The 17303-nt window shown below is 66.9% G+C and carries 18 protein-coding genes and 1 pseudogene; 13 read left to right on the top strand and 6 right to left on the bottom strand.

All coding sequences use genetic code 11. The features are described from left to right. The first annotated feature begins 92 nt into the window (after positions 1–92). From BKA03_RS13980 to BKA03_RS13970, 3 genes are all read left to right on the top strand, one after another. Complete coding sequence (locus tag BKA03_RS13980) at positions 93–905, top strand: Cof-type HAD-IIB family hydrolase (RefSeq protein WP_062075165.1); 813 nt, start codon at positions 93–95, stop codon at positions 903–905. A 367-nt stretch (positions 906–1272) separates the two neighbouring features. After that, positions 1273–1872, top strand: a complete 600-nt coding sequence (locus BKA03_RS13975; protein WP_062075164.1) for a hypothetical protein — start codon at positions 1273–1275, stop codon at positions 1870–1872. A 5-nt stretch (positions 1873–1877) separates the two neighbouring features. Beyond that, positions 1878–2387, top strand: a complete 510-nt coding sequence (locus tag BKA03_RS13970) for a GyrI-like domain-containing protein (protein ID WP_062075163.1) — start codon at positions 1878–1880, stop codon at positions 2385–2387. Between the two features lie 35 nt (positions 2388–2422). Here BKA03_RS13970 and BKA03_RS13965 read toward each other — a convergent pair whose 3' ends face one another. Beyond that, a complete protein-coding gene (locus BKA03_RS13965; protein WP_062075162.1) occupies positions 2423–3187 on the bottom strand; it encodes a putative protein N(5)-glutamine methyltransferase in 765 nt (254 codons plus the stop codon). A 370-nt stretch (positions 3188–3557) separates the two neighbouring features. On the opposite strand from BKA03_RS13965, the gene BKA03_RS13960 reads away from it, so the two are divergent. Next, a complete protein-coding gene (locus tag BKA03_RS13960) occupies positions 3558–3902 on the top strand; it encodes an ArsR/SmtB family transcription factor (RefSeq protein ID WP_062075161.1) in 345 nt (114 codons plus the stop codon). Between the two features lie 60 nt (positions 3903–3962). After that, a complete protein-coding gene (locus tag BKA03_RS13955; protein ID WP_062075160.1) occupies positions 3963–4943 on the top strand; it encodes an SRPBCC family protein in 981 nt (326 codons plus the stop codon). 5 nt (positions 4944–4948) lie between these two features. On the opposite strand, the gene BKA03_RS13950 is transcribed toward BKA03_RS13955, so the two are convergent. Next, positions 4949–5518, bottom strand: a complete 570-nt coding sequence (locus BKA03_RS13950) for a MarR family winged helix-turn-helix transcriptional regulator (RefSeq protein WP_062075159.1) — start codon at positions 5516–5518, stop codon at positions 4949–4951. A gap of 62 nt (positions 5519–5580) precedes the next feature. Between BKA03_RS13950 and BKA03_RS13945 the strand changes: the two genes are divergently transcribed. Together BKA03_RS13945 and BKA03_RS13940 are read left to right on the top strand one after the other, a co-directional pair. After that, complete coding sequence (locus BKA03_RS13945) at positions 5581–6567, top strand: ABC transporter ATP-binding protein (RefSeq protein ID WP_202965730.1); 987 nt, start codon at positions 5581–5583, stop codon at positions 6565–6567. Between the two features lie 29 nt (positions 6568–6596). Next, a complete protein-coding gene (locus BKA03_RS13940; RefSeq protein WP_062075158.1) occupies positions 6597–7358 on the top strand; it encodes an ABC transporter permease in 762 nt (253 codons plus the stop codon). Between the two features lie 185 nt (positions 7359–7543). Here the strand turns inward: BKA03_RS13940 and BKA03_RS13935 are convergent, their stop codons facing one another. After that, complete coding sequence (locus BKA03_RS13935; protein WP_062075157.1) at positions 7544–8014, bottom strand: hypothetical protein; 471 nt, start codon at positions 8012–8014, stop codon at positions 7544–7546. Positions 8015–8286: 272 nt separating this feature from the next. Here BKA03_RS13935 and BKA03_RS13930 point away from each other — a divergent pair, with 272 nt between their 5' ends. Both BKA03_RS13930 and BKA03_RS13925 read left to right on the top strand, forming a co-directional pair. Continuing rightward, positions 8287–8715, top strand: coding sequence for a cupin domain-containing protein (locus BKA03_RS13930; protein WP_062075156.1), 429 nt, complete (start codon positions 8287–8289; stop codon positions 8713–8715). Positions 8716–8760: 45 nt separating this feature from the next. Beyond that, positions 8761–10068, top strand: a pseudogene (locus BKA03_RS13925) (ATP-binding protein); the annotation flags it as partial. A gap of 159 nt (positions 10069–10227) precedes the next feature. Here BKA03_RS13925 and BKA03_RS13920 read toward each other — a convergent pair. Continuing rightward, entirely contained in the window at positions 10228–10800 is a 573-nt protein-coding gene (locus tag BKA03_RS13920; RefSeq protein ID WP_062075154.1) for a TetR/AcrR family transcriptional regulator, read from the bottom strand. Between the two features lie 275 nt (positions 10801–11075). On the opposite strand from BKA03_RS13920, the gene BKA03_RS13915 reads away from it, so the two are divergent. The 4 genes from BKA03_RS13915 to BKA03_RS13900 all read left to right on the top strand — a co-directional run bounded on the left by BKA03_RS13915 (position 11076) and on the right by BKA03_RS13900 (position 15933). Then, on the top strand, positions 11076–11693 hold the full coding sequence (locus tag BKA03_RS13915) for a dienelactone hydrolase family protein (protein WP_152649545.1): 618 nt from the start codon (positions 11076–11078) through the stop codon (positions 11691–11693). Between the two features lie 415 nt (positions 11694–12108). Next, positions 12109–12795 (top strand): response regulator transcription factor, encoded by a 687-nt coding sequence (locus tag BKA03_RS13910; protein ID WP_062075152.1) that lies wholly within the window; start codon positions 12109–12111, stop codon positions 12793–12795. A gap of 44 nt (positions 12796–12839) precedes the next feature. After that, the gene (locus tag BKA03_RS13905; RefSeq protein ID WP_152649544.1) at positions 12840–14294 is read left to right on the top strand and encodes a sensor histidine kinase; all 1455 of its coding nucleotides are present in this window, start codon (positions 12840–12842) and stop codon (positions 14292–14294) included. A gap of 268 nt (positions 14295–14562) precedes the next feature. Next, positions 14563–15933 (top strand): MFS transporter, encoded by a 1371-nt coding sequence (locus BKA03_RS13900; protein WP_179398109.1) that lies wholly within the window; start codon positions 14563–14565, stop codon positions 15931–15933. Between the two features lie 7 nt (positions 15934–15940). Here the strand turns inward: BKA03_RS13900 and BKA03_RS13895 are convergent, their stop codons facing one another. Beyond that, on the bottom strand, positions 15941–16195 hold the full coding sequence (locus tag BKA03_RS13895; RefSeq protein WP_062075149.1) for a hypothetical protein: 255 nt from the start codon (positions 16193–16195) through the stop codon (positions 15941–15943). 313 nt (positions 16196–16508) lie between these two features. Continuing rightward, complete coding sequence (locus BKA03_RS13890) at positions 16509–17063, bottom strand: hypothetical protein (RefSeq protein ID WP_062075148.1); 555 nt, start codon at positions 17061–17063, stop codon at positions 16509–16511. Positions 17064–17303: the final 240 nt, after the last annotated feature.

Genomic DNA, 17303 nt, shown 5'->3' with positions numbered 1-17303 from the left:
GTACGTGGTGACCCACTTCCGGGGAGAGGGGGCGGGAGCACTGTGGGCCGAAGGGTCCGGGTTGCGCGGCGGGCGCCCCGTAGCCTTGACCCGTGAAACTCATAGGCACAGACATCGACGGCACCATCCTTCCGCGCACGGGCGTGTTCTCCGCGCGGACGATCGCGGCGCTGGGTTCGCTCGCGGGAGCGGGCATTCCGTTGGTGCTCGCCACCGCGAGGCCCCCGCGCTGGGTTGACTCCGTTGCCCTGCAGTTGGGCATCGCGGGCGAGGCCGTCTGCGCCAACGGCGCGGTGTTCTATGACCTGGCCACCCGGTCGGTCGTGGACCACATCGGACTGCCCGAGGAGGCGTTGCTCGAGGTGGCCGACGCGCTACGTTCCGCGTTCCCGGGAGTGATCCTCGGTCTCGAGACCACCACGGGGCTGGCGATCGAGCAGGGCTTTCCGGCCCGCGAGAGCAACACCAACCCGCGCGAGGTGGCCCCGTTCGAGCGCATGGAGTCGGTGCGTGATTTGACGGGCGTCAAGATGCTTGCGCTCCTGCCGGGAAGCCACCCCGACGAGATGCTCGAGATCGCGTTGCCCCTGGTAGGACACCTGCTTGAGCTATCACATTCCTCGGTCACCGACCCGCTTCTGGAGTTGGCCCCGCTGGGCATCAGCAAGGCCACGGGACTGGCACGGCTCGCGGCGCACCACGGCGTCGATGCTGAAGACGTGATCGTCTTTGGCGACGCGCCCAATGACGTTCCGATGTTCGAGTGGGCGGGCACCGGCTATGCGGTGGGCAACGCGCACGGCGCGGTGAAGGCGGTGGCGAGCCACGAAACCGCCTCCGTCGACGATGACGGCGTGGCCATGATTATCGAGGCGCTGGTGGCGGAGGCTCTCGCCGCGCGGTAGGGGTTTGCAGGGTATTGGCGCCGCCGCTACTCGCCGCTACTCTGGTGCCAGGCAGGGGGAGGGCATGGAAAATCCGGAGTACGGGCCGCCGCCCAGCGGCGAGCCCATCTGGCATGGGGCGCAGCCGCCCGCGCGCGCGCAGGATCCGACGCCCCAAAGCTCCTATCCACCGGGGCCAGCCTCCGCGCCGGCCAGTCCGGTCGCCTACCCCCCGACGTACCCGGTCGCCGGCCAGCCTACGTACCCGGTCGCCGGCCAGCCGACGTACCCGGTCGCCGGCCAGCCTACGTACCCGGTCGCCTACCCCTCGCCATACCCTGTCGCGTACCCGCCCCCGTTTGGGGCCGGAGGCACCGACAGGAACTGGATGGGCACCGTGTCCCTTGTTCTCTCGCTCGTGGGCATGTGGCTGCTGGGATTAATCTTCGGAATCCTTGGAATCAACGCCGCCAATAAGGGCCGCGCGAACAACCGCGCCATGTCTATCTGGGGCGTGTCGATTGGCGTCTCGTGGGTGATTGGCATCGTCGTGCTGGCGGCGATTTTCGGCTTCGGGAGTGGCTCGCTCTTCGGCGACCGCGTGCCCTACACGCAACTCGCGGTGGGCGATTGCATCCAGAAGCCACCAGGCTGGGACGACGCAGGGAGCGACCTGGGGGCGGTAAATGTCACGCGAGTGTCGTGCGGCAAGCACCACTGGGGCCAGGTCTATTACGCGGATGTCCTCGGCGGCGCCACCTACCCGGGCGACGACGCGGTGCGGACGAGGGTGGAGGACATGTGCTTCTCTGATGCCGCAGCGGCAAATATCGTCCCGGAGCACCTTGATCAGGTTCTCGTCTCCTACATCATGCCGACCGCCAGCTCGTGGACGCACGACAACCGCCACGTGATCTGTTTCGCGTCCGACGAGCAACATACGCTGACCACGTCGTGGGTAGTTGGGCCTCAGGTGGCGGAGGCGTGATGCCAATGGACGCACCGACAGGAATCGAGACGCGATACGTTCCCGAACGTCGGCTCGCGTCGGTACGCGGCGAGCTATTTCAGCCCGAGGTGGCGGCGTTCCTCGAGCGCGGCTTCACGCTCTTGTTCGAGTTCACGAACGCCCACCCGGGTCTCCGCTCGCGTCACACCACCCTTGAGTCGCCCACGTACGCCCTCTACTACGGCACCTTTGGATTCGACGCACCAACCCTCGTTGAGGCGTGTGTGGTCCTGGACGGCGATGTGGAACCCCATGGTGATATCGCCGTCCGCACCGAACCGGCGCACTGGGAGGCGTACGTGCCGCTGACAAAGCGCCGCCTCGCTCTGCCCGCATTGACCGCGGCCTATGACGAGTTGGGCGAGTGGGTGTCGCGGAGCGCCAGGATGCTGACGAGCATTCCACCGCGAGAGGTGTACATCGCGGACGTCATGGGCGCGGGCGCCGACGACCACGTGTGCGACGTGGCGTTCCCTTTCGAGCAGCGCAGGTAGGTTGCGCAGGTAGGTCTCGCAAGTGAGTCGCGCCGCTAGCGCCTCGCCACCACGACGACGGCGTCGATGTCGTCGTCGGTCTCCACGTGGGCGGTCAAGCCCGCGACCACGGCGGCCGCGAGGGTTGCGTCGCTCAGGTGATCGCTCGTCTCGACGATGCACACGCCATCGGGTGTGAGGAGTCGCAGCGCCGCCTCAAACACGCGTGCCTGCATTGCGGCGCCGTCGGCGCCCCCGTCGAGGGCGGCGAGAGGCTCATGGTCGCGCGCCTCCGGGGGCATGAGCGCAACCTCCCCGGTGGGCACATACGGAGGGCAGGAGGCCAACACGGCAACGCGGCCACGCAGCGAAGCGGGCAGGGCCGCGTCCATGTCCGACACCAGGGCTTGCGCGCCGAATCTGGCCAGGGCCTTCGACGCAAGGGCGACGGCCATTGGGTCGATGTCGGCGGCCCACACGGAGAGGTCGGGCCGGGCGTGCGCCACGGCCGCTGCAATCGCGCCCGATCCGCAACACAGGTCCACCACGATCGACGACGGTGGGGCGAACTGTGCGGCGAGCTTCGCGACGAATTGGGTGCGGACGCGCGGCACGAATACTCCTGCGGCCGCTGGGATGCGCAGGCCCGCAAACTCCGCGTAGCCGATCACGACCTCGAGCGGCTCGCCAGCGATGCGCCGAGTGACCATCGGCTCGAGCTCGTCCTCGTGGCCCGCAGCAGACCGCAAGGCCGCCGCCTCGTCCTCGGCAAAGACGCAGCCCGCTGCGCGCAAGCGTGCGACCAGGGCATCGTCCGTCATGGGTCCGACGCTACCCCTAGCGCCTGACGTTGTCCGGCAGCAAGAGCCCTACCGGAAGGGCGTGAAGAAGGGCGGTAGTGGCGATGAGCGCGGCCCGATTGTTGGACACGGCTGACGGTGACGTCGGGGAAATGTGATCAATATCGCATGGCCGTTTCTTTACATCTGCCAGGCGTTCTGCCGTTTGGTGAATCATGTCGGAGAATATGGTTGACGAGTTGTGCATGCTTGAGCACCTCACGCCGCAGGAGCGCGAGGCCCTCGCCGCGACGTTGGAGCGCGTCGTCGACACGATGGTGACGCACTAGGTGCCAGTCGCCCCCAAGAAACCTCTTGACGCGTCGTCGGTCGTGTCGTAACGTACAACCAAATGGTTGTAGAAATCGATCTCCCCGACGCCGAGGTGGACCTGATCTTCAGGGCCCTCGCCGATGCGACGCGCCGCGACATCGTGCGCCGCACCCTCACCGCCCAAGCATCGGTCTCGGAACTGGCACGCGGATACGCGATGTCGTTCGCCGCGGTGCAGAAGCACGTCGCCGTCCTCGAGGAGGCGGGCCTTGTCACCAAGCATCCCCACGGGCGCGAGCGCATTGTGACCGCGAACCCCGCAATGATCGCCCGCGCCAGGGCCCTGCTCGATCAATACGAGCTGCTGTGGCGTTCCCGCATCGACCGCCTCGACGGCCTCTTGACCGACGACGCCCCCCGTTAGTCTTCCGTCCCCACTGGTCCCCCATCCCCACGCCGCGATCCCGCACGAAAGGTCCCCGCCATGCCCGTCGTTTCGATTTCCAAGGACCCCGCAGCCCTCACCATGACCGTCGTCGCCGAGTTTGCCGCGGCGATTGATCGCGTGTGGGACGCGTACGCCGACCCCCGCCAGTTGGAGAAGTTCTGGGGCCCCGTCGAGTGGCCCGCGATGTTTACCAGGCATGACTTTGCGGTGGGCGGGCTTTCCTCCTACGTCATGACCGGTCCCGAGGGCGAGACCGCCGGCGGTTACTGGCGCTTCACGGCGGTAGAGCCGCTGCGCCTGTTCACGGTGATTGACGGCTTTGCGGGCGACGATGGGGCCCCGAACCCGGAGCTGCCGTCCATGAAGATGACGTTCACCTTTGAGGCCCTAGATGCGGGCACGCGGGTCACGACGCTGACGCTCTTCACGAGTGCCGATGCGCTTGAGCAGGTCATCGCGATGGGCATGGAGGAGGGCATGCGCTCGGCCATGAGCCAGATCGACGGCGTCCTCGCGGACCTGGCGACGTTCGCCGCCACGCTCCCCGTGGCCGCTCAGATCCTCTCCGGTACCCAGGTGCGGGTGTCTCGCGTGATTCGCGGCGACGTCGAGCAGGTGTGGCGCGCCCACCACGAACCGGAGCTCATGAAGAAGTGGCTGCTTGGCCCCGATGGCTGGACGATGCCTGTGTGCGAGGTTGCCGCCGAGGTGGGCGAGACGTACCGGTACTTCTGGGAGCCTGAGGGCGAGGGCGAGGGTTTCGGATTCGATGGCGAGTTGCTTGAATCCAACCCGCCCTACCGCTCCGTCGCCACCGAGCACATGACGGGCACCGACTATCCGAGCACCGTCAACGAGCTCACGCTCACGCCCACTGCGGGCGGCACGCTGCTGTCGCTCGTGATCACCTACCCGAGTGCCGAGGTGCGCGACATGGTCCTCGCGACCGGCATGACCGACGGCATGGAGACCTCGTACGTCAGGCTCGAGGAGGAGCTGGCACGGGCATCGGCGTAGGGCGACTACTCGTCGTCCCCGCGCCGGAGCCGAAGCGCCGAGACGTCGAAGTTGGCAATGCGGTCCGCCGCGGCGCGGGCTCGCTCCTCGTTCGTCGCCGTTCTTGGGGGCTCGACCTCCCGCAGGGCTCGAGCAAATGCGGCGTTCAGGTCGGTCGCCATTCGCTGAAACGTGCGAGCGGCCCGCATCTCTTCGTCGGTCAACGAGCTCCCCAACTCGACCCAGGCCTGCTTGAAGGGGGTGTAGATGGCCGCGAAGATCTCTCGTGATTCGGCGGTGGATCTCACGATCACCCTGCGCCTGTCAGACGCGTCTCGTATTCTCTCGACCATGCCCACGCGTTCGAGTCGATCGATCAGGGTGGTGACGGCGCCGGTCGTGAGCCCGAGGTGCTCGGCGAGGTCGCCCGCGGTGAGGTCTCCGTACTGGTCAAGCACGTCGCACGCGCGGCCGTCGGTCGCGTTGATTCCCATGAATGCGACGACGGCGTCGTCCATTGCGGCGCTCGCGCGTTTGGCCTCACGAGAGGTCTTCCGGAAGGAAATGGCCAGAGACTGGCGTTCTTCCCTTGGCATTCCGATTTCTCGATCTCAAAGATAACGACGACTCAAGATAGCCATACTGGAGGCACTACCCCATGACTGCCATCCTCAAAGCGCGCAACCTCAGCAAGACCTACAAGATTCGCTCCCGCGGCAAGGACGCGCCCAAGACGGTCGAGGCCGTCAAGGGCGTCGACATCACGGTCAACGAGGGCGAGATCGTCGGCTTCCTTGGCCCCAACGGCGCGGGCAAGACCACCACGCTACGCATGATCACCACGTTGCTCGACCCCACCGGTGGCGAGGCCACCGTGGCGGGCCACGACCTGGCTCGCGACCCGATCGGGGTGCGTCGCAGCATCGGCTACGTCGCCCAAATGGGAACTACCGACCCCTCCGCCATCGTGGGCGAGGAACTCGTCGATCACGCCAAGCTCTACGGCATCGACCCCAAGGTGGCCGCCGAGCGAGGCAAGGTTCTCCTCGCGGATCTCGACCTCCAGGACGCGTGGACCCGCAAGTGCGGGTCGCTCTCTGGGGGGCAGCGTCGGCGACTCGACATCGCCATGGGGCTCATCCACGAGCCCAAGCTGGTGTTCCTTGACGAGCCGTCAACGGGGCTTGACCCGCAGTCACGCGCCAACCTGTGGCACCATATCGCGCGCTTGCGCGAGGAGTACGGCACCACGGTCTTCATCACCACCCATTACATGGATGAGGCCGATGCCCTGTGCGATCGCATCCTCATCATCGACCACGGCGTGATCGTGGCCGAGGGCACGCCCGAGGAACTCAAGCGCCGGGTCGGCGGCGATCAGGTGATCCTCTCGGTCGCTCCCGAGCTCGCTGCCCGCACGGCAGAGGTGGCCGCCCGCCTGATCGCGGATTCGCATCCGGAGGTGGAGGGCGGCGAAGTTCGCCTCGTCTCCGCGGACGGGGGCACGGCGCTTCCCAAGCTCCTGGCGGGCCTGGCCGCGGCCGGTCTCGACATCGACGGCGTGGCCGTCAGGCGTCCCACTCTCGACGACGTCTTCCTCACCCTCACCGGTCGCTCGCTGCGCGACGACGTCGCCGCCGCCTAAGCCCGGCGCACCAAGAAAGGGACCCCATTATGACCATCATCCGTGACTCCTGGACCGTGTTCACCCGCGCGCTGCGACTCAGCGTTCGCCAGCCCATCTGGGTGGTCTTCGGTCTGCTCCAGCCCATCCTCTACCTCGTCCTTTTCGGCCCGCTGCTGAAGGGCATCGCGGCCAACAACCCGAGCTTCGGCGGCGACGCGTGGAAGGTATTCGTGCCCGGCCTGCTGGTTCAGCTGGGCATGTTCGGCGCCAGCTTTGTGGGCTTCGGCCTCGTGGCCGAATGGCGCTCGGGCGTCATCGAGCGCATGCGGGTTACCCCCGCGAGCCGCGCCTCGCTGCTCATCGGCCGCGTGGCACGCGACGTGCTCGTGCTGCTGATTCAGGGCTCGATCCTGGTACTGGCGGCGCTGGCCATGGGCCTGCGGGCGCCGTGGTGGGCGCTCGGGGTCGGCATCGGCACGGTGGCCCTGTTGGGAGCTTGCTTCGCGTCGCTCAGCTACGCCGTGGCGCTCAAGGTCAAGAGTGAGGACGCCCTGGCGCCGCTGCTCAACGGCATCATCCTGCCGGTCGCGCTGCTGTCGGGCATCTTCCTGCCCATGACGCTCGCGCCCCAGTGGCTGCAGCACGTGAGCGACGCCAACCCGCTCAAGCACATCATCGACGGCGTCCGCGCGATGTTCAGGGGAGACCTTACGTCGTCGACCTCGCTGTGGGGCATCGCGCTCACGCTCGTGCTTGTCGTGGGCGGCCTGCTTGTGGGCACGCGGGTGTTCCAGCGCGAGTCGGCTTAATCGGGGGCCGTCGTCGCCTGCACCTGCACCTGCGCCTGCACCTGCGCCTGCGCCTGCGCCTGCGCCTGCGCCTGCACCTTCGTCGGCACGGGCACGGGGTGCACGTCGGCCGACGCCTCCCTGTGTGCACGGCACAGGTCCGCAGTCCCCAGGGTGGCGGCGGCCAGGGTGTCCGACGCGGTCGCCTACTCGGAGCGACCCAAGTACGGGGTCGGCTGCGTCTGCTCGCCCTCGGGACCAAAGAACTCGAGGCGGCACATCGCGCGCACTGCGGCCACGAACCATTCGCCGATCATCTCGTCGTACTCGCCCTGCACTCCCGAGAAGCCCACGGCCAGCCCGTCGCGAATGATGCCGCCCGGCCACTTGATGTCGCCTGGCTGGTACAGGTGCGACATGTCTGTGCGGAGGCGCGTCGTGTCTACACCCGTGCGTAGCGCGAGCCTGGCCTTCGCGGCCGCGTATTCATAAAAGTTGACCGGGTCGTCTCCCAGGTGCGCCTGGAACAGGGGCTCCCCGGCCGGGTTGGCGGGGTTGAGCAGCACGATCGCGCCGATGTAGCCGTTGAAGATGTCCTGCTCGTACGCATAGCGAATCGAGGGCTGGAGGGTGTCCCACGCGCGGGCGCAGATCTCCGGGGTGAGTCCTGTGAACATCGTTGTTCCCTTCTTCCGGCCGCGCGGCGCGGCCACTGGACCCATTGTCTCTGGTCTCGGGTACTTGGTGTGCCTACAGGACGAGGGTGGCTGGGGGAACTGGGTACTTGGTGTGCCTACAGGAGGCGCGCGGCGAGGGGGTTCGCTGCACGGTTCCGGGTGCCGCCCGTGACGAACTCACTACCGGATTGACCAAGGCCCGGTTTCTCACGCACGCGGCGCCGGCGCCGGGTTGTTTTGGTAGTGAGTTCTTCACCGGGCACACTGGTCGCATGAGCGACTTTCAGGTGATTGAAATGGGCGGACTGGACGACTGGCGGGACTACTACGGCGGTTTCCATCCGGACAGGTCTCGCGACGGGCGGCGGGTGCTCGACCATGAGCTGCCGATGCAGTTCATCGGCGTCACCGCCAACTCGATGGAGCCGGGTGAGGACGCGGGGTACTGGCACACACATTCCTCCGACGAGGAGCTGTACATCTTCTTGGCCGGAACGGGCGCGATGGGCCTCGATGACGAGGTGGTTCCGGTGGGCCCAGGGACCACGATCCGCGTGGGCCAGGGCGTGTGGCGCACCTGGGGTTGTTCGGCCGATAGCGATGTGAACCTGCGGTGGCTCTGCATCCGCGGAGACGGCGGCGACCTCCCGCACCTTCCCGACGACGGCGTGCGCGACAACGACCGCCCGATGCCCTGGTAATTGCCACCCGGGACCTAGTCAGTCGATACGCCGAGGCGTACGCTCTGGCGGCAAGACCTGAGGAGGCCAACGATGACCGCCTGGCGCATTCGCGACATCCACGCCGACGACCTGGACGGCATTCTTCACCTGTACGAACAGCAACGCTCGTCGGGTGTCACGCCCGTCTACGCGCTCCCCGAGGTCCTCACCTCCGCTCGTGAAGATGTCGCGGTGGTGGCCACCACTCAGGATGGCCAGATCATCGGCGCGTGTGTGGGACGGGTGGCGCACAACCAGGCGTGGGTGGTCTTCCACGCGGTGACGCCGGAGAGGCGCTCGCAGGGAATCGGCAGCCAGATGCTGCGCGCGGTCGAGCAGCGCCTCGCGGACAACGGCGCCAACGTGTTGTCCGCCCTAGTTCCCGCGGAGGAGGTCCCCACACACGCCTTCCGTAACGCCGGCTATACCGAGAAGAAGCAGTTGCGCTACTTCGAGCGGCGCGTCCCCGTTCAGCGCGCGGAGGCCAAGAATCTGGCGGAGCTCGGTGGGCGCATCCTGCCCAGGGACCTGTGGGACGCGGTCGGCGGCATGCGGCGTGAGAAGGATCTGCTTGAGAAGCGGCTCGTGATGCCGCTCGCTCAGCCCGAACTCGCCGAGCAATATGGCGTCGCGCCCCCGCGCGCGGTGGTCCTCTTTGGCCCTCCTGGCACGGGCAAGACGACGTTTGCCAAGGCGATCGCGTCGAGGCTTGACTGGGCGTTCGTCGAGATATTCCCCTCGCGCCTCGCCGCGGATCCGGCGGGGCTCGCGGGCGCCCTGCGTGAGACGTTCCAGCGCATCGACGAACTCGAGCATGCCGTCGTCCTGATCGACGAGGTCGAGGAGATCGCCTCGCACCGCCGCGGCGATCCGCCCTCTCCCCTCCAGGGCGTGACCAACGAGCTCCTCAAGATCATCCCCGCGTTCAGGGAGCGCCCGGATCGCCTGCTGGTGTGCGCCACCAACTTCATTCGCTCGCTCGATAGCGCGTTCTTGCGCCACGGACGCTTCGATTACGTCATCCCGATCGGGCTTCCCGATGCCGATGCGCGGTCGTCGATTTGGGAGCGGTTCGTGCCCGCCTCATCGGCGGGCACGGTGGATCTGGCCTCACTGGTCGCGGCCTCGGAGGGCTTCACTCCTGCGGATATCGAGTTCGCGGCGCGGAGGGCGTCGCAGTCGGCGCTAGAGGCGGCGGTGGCGAGCGCCGATGCCGCTGCGGGCCCCACCACGGCCGACTACCTGGAGGCAGTGGGCGCCACGCGCGCGACGGTGTCAGCAGAGGTCGTCGCCGAGTTCGCGGAAGACATCGAGTCGCTCGCCCGCCTCTAGGGAATCCCGGAACACATAGTGCACTGACTATGAATGCGACCTAGGCGGGATTGGTGCCTTGCGGTGCGGTGCCATGCCTTGCGGTGCGGTGCCGTGCGGTGCGGTGCGGTGCGGTGCGGTGCGGTGCGGTGCGGTGCGGTGCCATGCCGTGCGGTTGCCCTACTCGCCAGCCCTGCGGATCCAGCGCTCGAGGTGCGCGGCCTCGCGCTGAAGCGGCTCGGGGTCGTCGAGCGCATGGGTGAGTGCGGCCGCGCCCTGCATCACGGCAATGAGGTGGGTCGCCCGCGCCCGCGCGGCCGCCTCGGCGAATCCGAGTTCGGCGAACTCTCCCGCGGCCCAATCGATCAAGGCCGAGAACACCTCGCCCGCCGCCGCTCCCAGCTCGGGAGAGTGCCTGCCCAGTTCGGCGCACACGGCACCCAAGGGACAACCGAACGCGCGCACGTTGTCCGCGTCGTCCAGGTACATATCGAGGAAGGAGACGAGCCTGTCCTCGGGAGCAGCCAGGTCGCGCCAACCCTCGATGACGGACAGGTAGCGCCCGGAAAGCGTGTCAACGATTGCTTGCCCGACGTCGTCCTTGGTCTTGAAGTAGTAGTAGACGGAGCCCGGGGCGACGCCGGCATGTTCGGCGATGTCCGCGATCGATGTTCGCTCGAAGCCGCGTCGGTACGTCAGGTCGAGCGCGGCGTCGGCGAGGCGGTCGCGTTTGTCGGTCGCGGGGCGCGGCATGGGATCTCCTACGAAGACGGTGAATCAACGAAGACGGTGAATCAACGAAGACGGTGAATCCACGAAGAAAGTGAATCAACTCAGTATCCTCCCTCTACCGAAATTCGGCCGCGCATTCCAAAGCGCGTGCGCGGCCGTCGCCCCGGGAGTCGTCGCGGAGTTCACCGAAGACATGGACACACTTGTGGGCCTCGCGCGTGTCGGGAACTCATCGCCATGCTTCGACCGTTTTGCAGAGGGCCCGCGCGCTCGTCGCCGCCCCATGCAAGACTGGGGTGGAAGGCCGCTTTGTCGAGCTAAGGGAGGGAGAGTCGATGGTCAACGTGGTGCTGACCCATTCCGTCCTTGGCCTGGATTCAAATATCGAGTCGTGGGCCGAATGGTTGCGCGTCGAGGGCCACCAGGTCATGACCGTGGACCTCTTTGGCGGCGACACGTTCTCCAACCTCAACGACGGGGTGGATCGAGCAGAGTCGGGCAAGATGATGGACTACGCCGCGGCGGTACGCGAGGCGGCTCGCGGAGCCGAGGCCCCCGTGGTGCTCATGGGCTTTTCACTCGGAGCGGTGGCGAGTGAAATTGCGGCGTTCACGGAGCCGGGCATTGCCGGACTCATTCTCGTGGGAGGCGCTAGCGGCCCCCAATGGTTTGGGGATCCCAAGTGGCCGGCGGGGCTGCGCGCCCAGCTCCACTACGCCGAGGACGATACGTGGATGGAGGGCGAGGAGGCGGCCGATCTTGTCGCGGCCACCCCCGAAGGAGGACTCGAGGTCTTCACGTACCCCGGAAGCGCGCATCTCTTCGCGTTCCCAGACTTTTCGGACTACGACGCATTGGCGGCGGACACGCTGCGCACCGAGACCAAGGCATTCCTGGCGTCGTTCGAGAAGTGACGGCGCGAGGCGGCTGCCTGGCCCCCACATCGGCTCCCCGAACCTGGCCCGGACGTGGCTGAGGGCCGCAGGGCTGGCAGTCCCCGCGACCCTCTGGAGCGTGCACTCCTGGCCTTGAAGGCCCCGCCGCGGTTCGGTCGTGGAAGCGATACCGTTGCGGATCTCCTCGTCGAATCCGACCGTCGAGAAGCAAAGCGCCTTATCCGAGCCGATGCCGATCGTCCCCACGACGAGCGACAACTTGGTGGTGGGGGCCGCGTCCCACATGTGCTGCGGCCCCCATCGCTTCCCATCACACCCTGTGATTCTCAAAGTGCGCGCAGAGACAGAGCATGAGCGGTCAAGAACTTACGTCCACAGCAATATCGGGGCGCCCTCTGAGCAAACATGGAGGAGTCGGTGCTTGACTGTGTCCATGATTAAGCGACGTATCTTGGTGGTTGACGACGAAGACAACCTCCGCACCATGCTCGTTGCCGCGCTGAAGTTCGAGGGCTACGACGTCACGGCCGCGCCAAATGGGCGCGAGGGCCTGCGATCCGTCAAGGAATCCAAGCCGGATCTGATCGTCCTCGATGTGATGATGCCCGAGCTTGATGGCTTCGGAATGCTTAGGCGCCTGCGCGAAACGGGGGACCGTACGCCCGTGGTCTTCCTCACGGCCAAGGACACGTCGGCCGACGCCGTCGAGGGCCTCGGGTTGGGGGCCGACGATTATCTGGCCAAGCCCTTTTCTCTCGAGGAGCTCGTGGCGCGTGTCGAGGCGGTCATGCGGCGCGTCGACTCGTCTCCCACCGCGTCGGCCGTGATGACGCTGGCCGACCTCACGATCGATGACGTCGCCCACAGGGTGACGCGCGGCTCCGAGGAGATCCACCTGTCGCCCACCGAGTACAAGTTGGTGGCGTTCCTGTTGTCGAACAAGGGTCGCGTGATGTCCCGCGGTCAACTGCTGACGAACGTGTGGGGCTACTCGCCGGATGACGACCCGTCGGTGGTCGAGACGTACATCGGCTACGTGCGCAAGAAGGTCGACTACATCGAGCCCAAGCTCATCCAGACGGTGCGCGGCGTGGGCTACACCATGAGGGTCGAGGGGTGAGTGCGGCCGATGCCGTGCACGCTCCCTCCCGTTGGGCGCGTGGCATGTCCCTGCGCTCCAGGGTTCTTGTTGGTCTAGCGCTCATCGGCCTGGTGGCCTCGGTCGCGGCGGTGGCCGTCACATTGACCACCCGCACCTACCTGGTGCAACAGTTGGATGGACGGCTGCTCGGTTTCGCAGGCGGCCCAAGCACCCATGCGGATGCGGCTCAGGACCTGACCAACTATGTGAACGGTGACGACGGTGACGGCGATGCCGATCCGCCGGTCGTACCCACCGACCCCACGAAGGACCGGCCCTCCGAGGCGTTACTCGGAAAGCTCTATATTGACGGCACCTACAGGGCGGTGCTGAACCCCAACGTGTACCGCACCGACGAGGCGACCACCTCGCTCCCCGAGATCGATCCTTCGGTACTTTCCGTCGCAGTCGACACCTACCTCACCGTGCCGTCGACGGGGGACCAGCAGTACCGCGTGCTGGTAAGGCCAGCGATAGACCACTGGGAGGTCATCGGGTTGTCGATGGAGCCGGTCGAGGCCGTCTCGCATCGCATGGTCCTGATTGAGGTGCTCAGCATCGCGGCTGTTCTCGTCGGGCTTGGGCTGGTCGCGTGGTGGGTCATCCGCCTGGGAGTGACGCCGATGCGGCGCATGGTCGACGCATCGATGCTCATCGCAAACGGCGACCTTTCGGTGCGCCTCGATGGGGCGGGCAGCGGCACGGAGTCTGCGGCTCTTGCCACCTCGCTCAACGCGATGATCGGCAGGCTCTCGGACTCGATTTCGGAAAGGGAGCGCTCGGAGGCGCAGTTGCGCGAATTCGTCGCCGATGCATCGCATGAGTTGCGCACGCCGCTCACCACCGTGCTCGGTTACGCACAATTGCACCGCAAGGGAGCCATTTCGGGGAAGCGCCAACAGACCGACGCGTGGACTCGTACGGAGGCGGAGGCGAGCCGCATGAAGCGACTCGTCGAGGACATGCTGGTGCTCGCACGCTTTGACGCGGAGCCGCAATTGCGCCTCGCCTCGATCGATGCCAAGCGCCTCGTGACCGAGGTTCTCGGCGATGCCGGTCGCGCCCACCCCGAGGTGACGTTCGCACTGGGGCACGGCCCCGTTACGGCCGACGTCGAGGCCGGCGTCATGGTCACCGCCGACTCCGATCGCTTGCGTCAGGCGGTGATCAACGTCGTCAACAACGCCGCTCAGCATGGCGCGGCGCACGTGACCGCGACGGTGACCGTTGTCGAGAGCGATCACGGCGAAAGGGTCCGCATCGACGTGGCCGACGATGGCCCTGGCATGACTGCCGAGATCGCCGCGCGCGCGACCGAGAGGTTCGTGCGAGGCGACAGTTCGCGCTCGCGGTCGACGGGTGGCGCCGGGCTGGGGCTGGCCATCACCGCGGCCATTGTCGACGCCCACGAGGGCACGCTGCAGATCTCCAGCTCGCTGGGCAAGGGCACCACCGTTTCGATCGATATCCCCGCGTAGCGCCACGCACATCGTCCCTCACGAACGGGGCGAATGGTATCGATCGGGTACATCTGATCGCAGGCACTGGAATTGCCGTGATGGTGTGTGCGAGAATGCATCGAAACGTTTCGAACGCGCGGCCGGGCCACCGTTGTCTACGGTGGCCATGGCTCAAGACTAGGCGCGTTGGGGGCGGTGTGGCGTCTGCCCTTCCCTCTGATTCGCAAGGAAATCGATGATGCCCAGCGTGCGGGACCGGCAGGGTGGACGGCGTCCGCCTTCTGCCGTGAAGGCGCCCGCCGTCCTCGGACCCCCCGCACCGGCTCACGACGAGCAGCGCGCGTATGCGAGTCCCGTATCGGGTGACGCGGTGTTCGTCCCCCAAGGCGACATTGTGGTGCGCCCAGACACCGAATCGGGAATGGCGGGCGTGCCTCGCACCCCCGGTACCCCGCTCGTGTCCCCTGGCCGCGCGAATGCAACCCTGGTGGCGCTCGGCGTCGCCGCGTTCCTCGTGGTGTCGAACGAGATTGCCCCGATGGGTCTCATTCAGACGATGGCCGTTGACTTGGGGCGCAGCGAGGCCGAGTTGGGCATGACCGTGACCGTGTTCGCGCTCGCCACGATGGCGGCCACCCTTCCACTCGCGTTCCTCACCACCCACATGGTCCGGCGTTGGGTGATTGCGGGCACGATGGCTTTCTGGTCGATCGGGGCGCTCGTGGGCGCCGTGACGGACAGCTACCAGGGGATTCTCGCGTCCCGCGTCCTCACCGGGTTTGGCCACGCGCTGTTCTGGGCGGCCGTGACCCCCGCCGCCGCGGGCATGTTCCCGGCTGCCAGGCGCGGACGTTCGGTGGCACGACTGTTGCTCGGCGCATCGGCCGCGGGCGTGATCGGCCTACCTGCAGAGACCTACCTTGCGCAGCACGTCGGCTGGCATGCACCCTTCTGGATTCTGTCGGCTGGTGGCGCCCTGATGGCCATCACCGTCGCGATACTCATGCCCAGCTTCCGCACCCAGCAGTCCTCGATCCCGCGCGGCGACGTTCCGTCGAAACCCCGCTTCCTCAGGATCATGGCGATCACGATGCTGACGACGTGGGCCATGACGATGACGTGGACGTACTTTGCCGCCCTTGTCACCGACGTCACTGGCTTTGCCGACAGTACGGTGCCTGTGTTGCTGTTTGTCGGTGGATTCGTGGGTGTGGGCACCACGTGGATGGTCGCGCGCTACGTGGACCGTTGGCCCGTAAAGTCGGTGGTGGTTGGCCAATTTGGGCTGCTGCTTATGTGGCTCGGAATGGCACTTGGCAGCCACTCCAAGGTGGCCGTCGTGGCGATGATCTGCCTGCAAGGGCTGTCCTGGTCGGTCCTGGTGGTCGCGATGATCAACTGGGCGCTACGCCACACCCCGTGGACGTCCGACATCGGCAACGGAACCTATGCCTCCGTGTTCAACGCGGGAAATGCGATCGGCTCCCGCGTGGGCGCCGTGATCCTCGGCGCGTGGGGGGCGCAGTGGCTGCCAGTGGGTTCTCTGGCTCTCACGGCGGCGGCGCTCGTGCTCGTGCTCACGGTGGGCGGGTGGGCGAGCCGCGAGGGCGCCATACGCCGCGTGGTCGCTGGGGGTTTGCACAGGGGCGTCGGCTAGGTGGCGGCTAGGTGCTGGCGGGCGTATTGGGTCCGCTGCTCGCCTCGGGCGCCAATGCAATGGGGAGGTTCGCCTTGTCGAGCTGGGGCGGCTTGACGCTCTTGTCGATCACGCTGATCGTGAAGAGGCCGTCGACCTGGTGGGAGTACCAGCCCGTGACGGAATGGCCGAGCGACGTCAGCGCGCCGGCGCTCGCGAAGTGGTAGAGCACCACCGTAAGCACCAGAGCAATTACCGCTTCGACCGCGCGAATAACCGCCATGTCTCTCTTCACGAACCCCCCAAACCCTTCAGGCGGTTGCCCGCCGTCGTAGTTTCCACCGACAACGGGTGGATGGACCTCGTGAGCCGGTCCATTCACCATTGTGCGTTGACCTCGGTCATCTGCCAACCGGGGCACCGGTGGAGGCGGGACCGAGAGCCGATGAACTCGCGGGCCCACCACCTGTCCGTGGCGCCCTGACATACCTATAACGGAGGCGGCACCTAAAAGGTTGGGTGCGATTTCACAAAGCGGTGGGATGCGGACGGCAAACGCCGCATGTGGCCCGAGTTCGGCAGCGCGGGTGGGGGCGTCAGTGCTGAGCGATGAGCGCGGCGAGCGACGCGAGCGGCTCGCGCACCATTTGCTTGACGATCAGTGGGTTGCTTCCCGATCCGGCGAGCAGCTCCAGCAGGGCCTCGCTCAGCGTTTCCATCGCCGTTTTGGCATCGCCGAGCGCCGTGTGGGCATCGGCGGTGACGGTGAGGATCGCGCCGCGAAGGGCAAGGACGGCGACGGGGTCGGTCGCCACCTCGGCAAGCGCTTGGTATTGGGTCTCCGCCTTGGCCGCGACCTCGAGCGCCTGCTCTGGCCGTCCCGCCTGGACCATGCAACGGGCGGTCCCGACGCAGATGCGAATCAGGTCGGTGCGCTCGAGTATCGAAGGCTCCGGGCCGGTGAGGACATGGCTCGCGACCTCGAGCGCCTCGGCCGACGTTGCCTGGGAGGCCTCGGCCTGGTCGCCAAGGGCCAATTGCTTCGAATACCAGGAAAGTCGATGTGCGAGGTGAAGTGCCCTTTCGCGGGGCTCCCGCACGAACTCGGCGCGCAAACGGTCGATGTCCCGCTCCGTGTGCTCGATGGTCACGTTTTCGAGTGTATGTGACGAACCCGACACTGGAAAGGGCAAGACCAAGCCTGTCAGCGGGCGATGCGGGCTATGTCCCGGTTTGTGCCAAAAGTGCCCCGGTCCGACGCGCAGGTTCCGCGCGTCGCGCGCTCCCGCGGCCCTCCCGCGGCGCTCCCGCGGCCCTCCCGCGGCGCTCCCGCGGCGCTCCCGCGGCCCTCCCGCGGCGCTCCCGCGGCCCTCCCGCGGCCCTCCCGCGGC

The organism is Demequina lutea, assembly GCF_013409005.1.
GTDB classification, from domain to species: domain Bacteria; phylum Actinomycetota; class Actinomycetes; order Actinomycetales; family Demequinaceae; genus Demequina; species Demequina lutea.
Note: the sequence above shows the minus strand (reverse complement) of the source record. Positions and strands in the feature narration are given on the sequence as shown.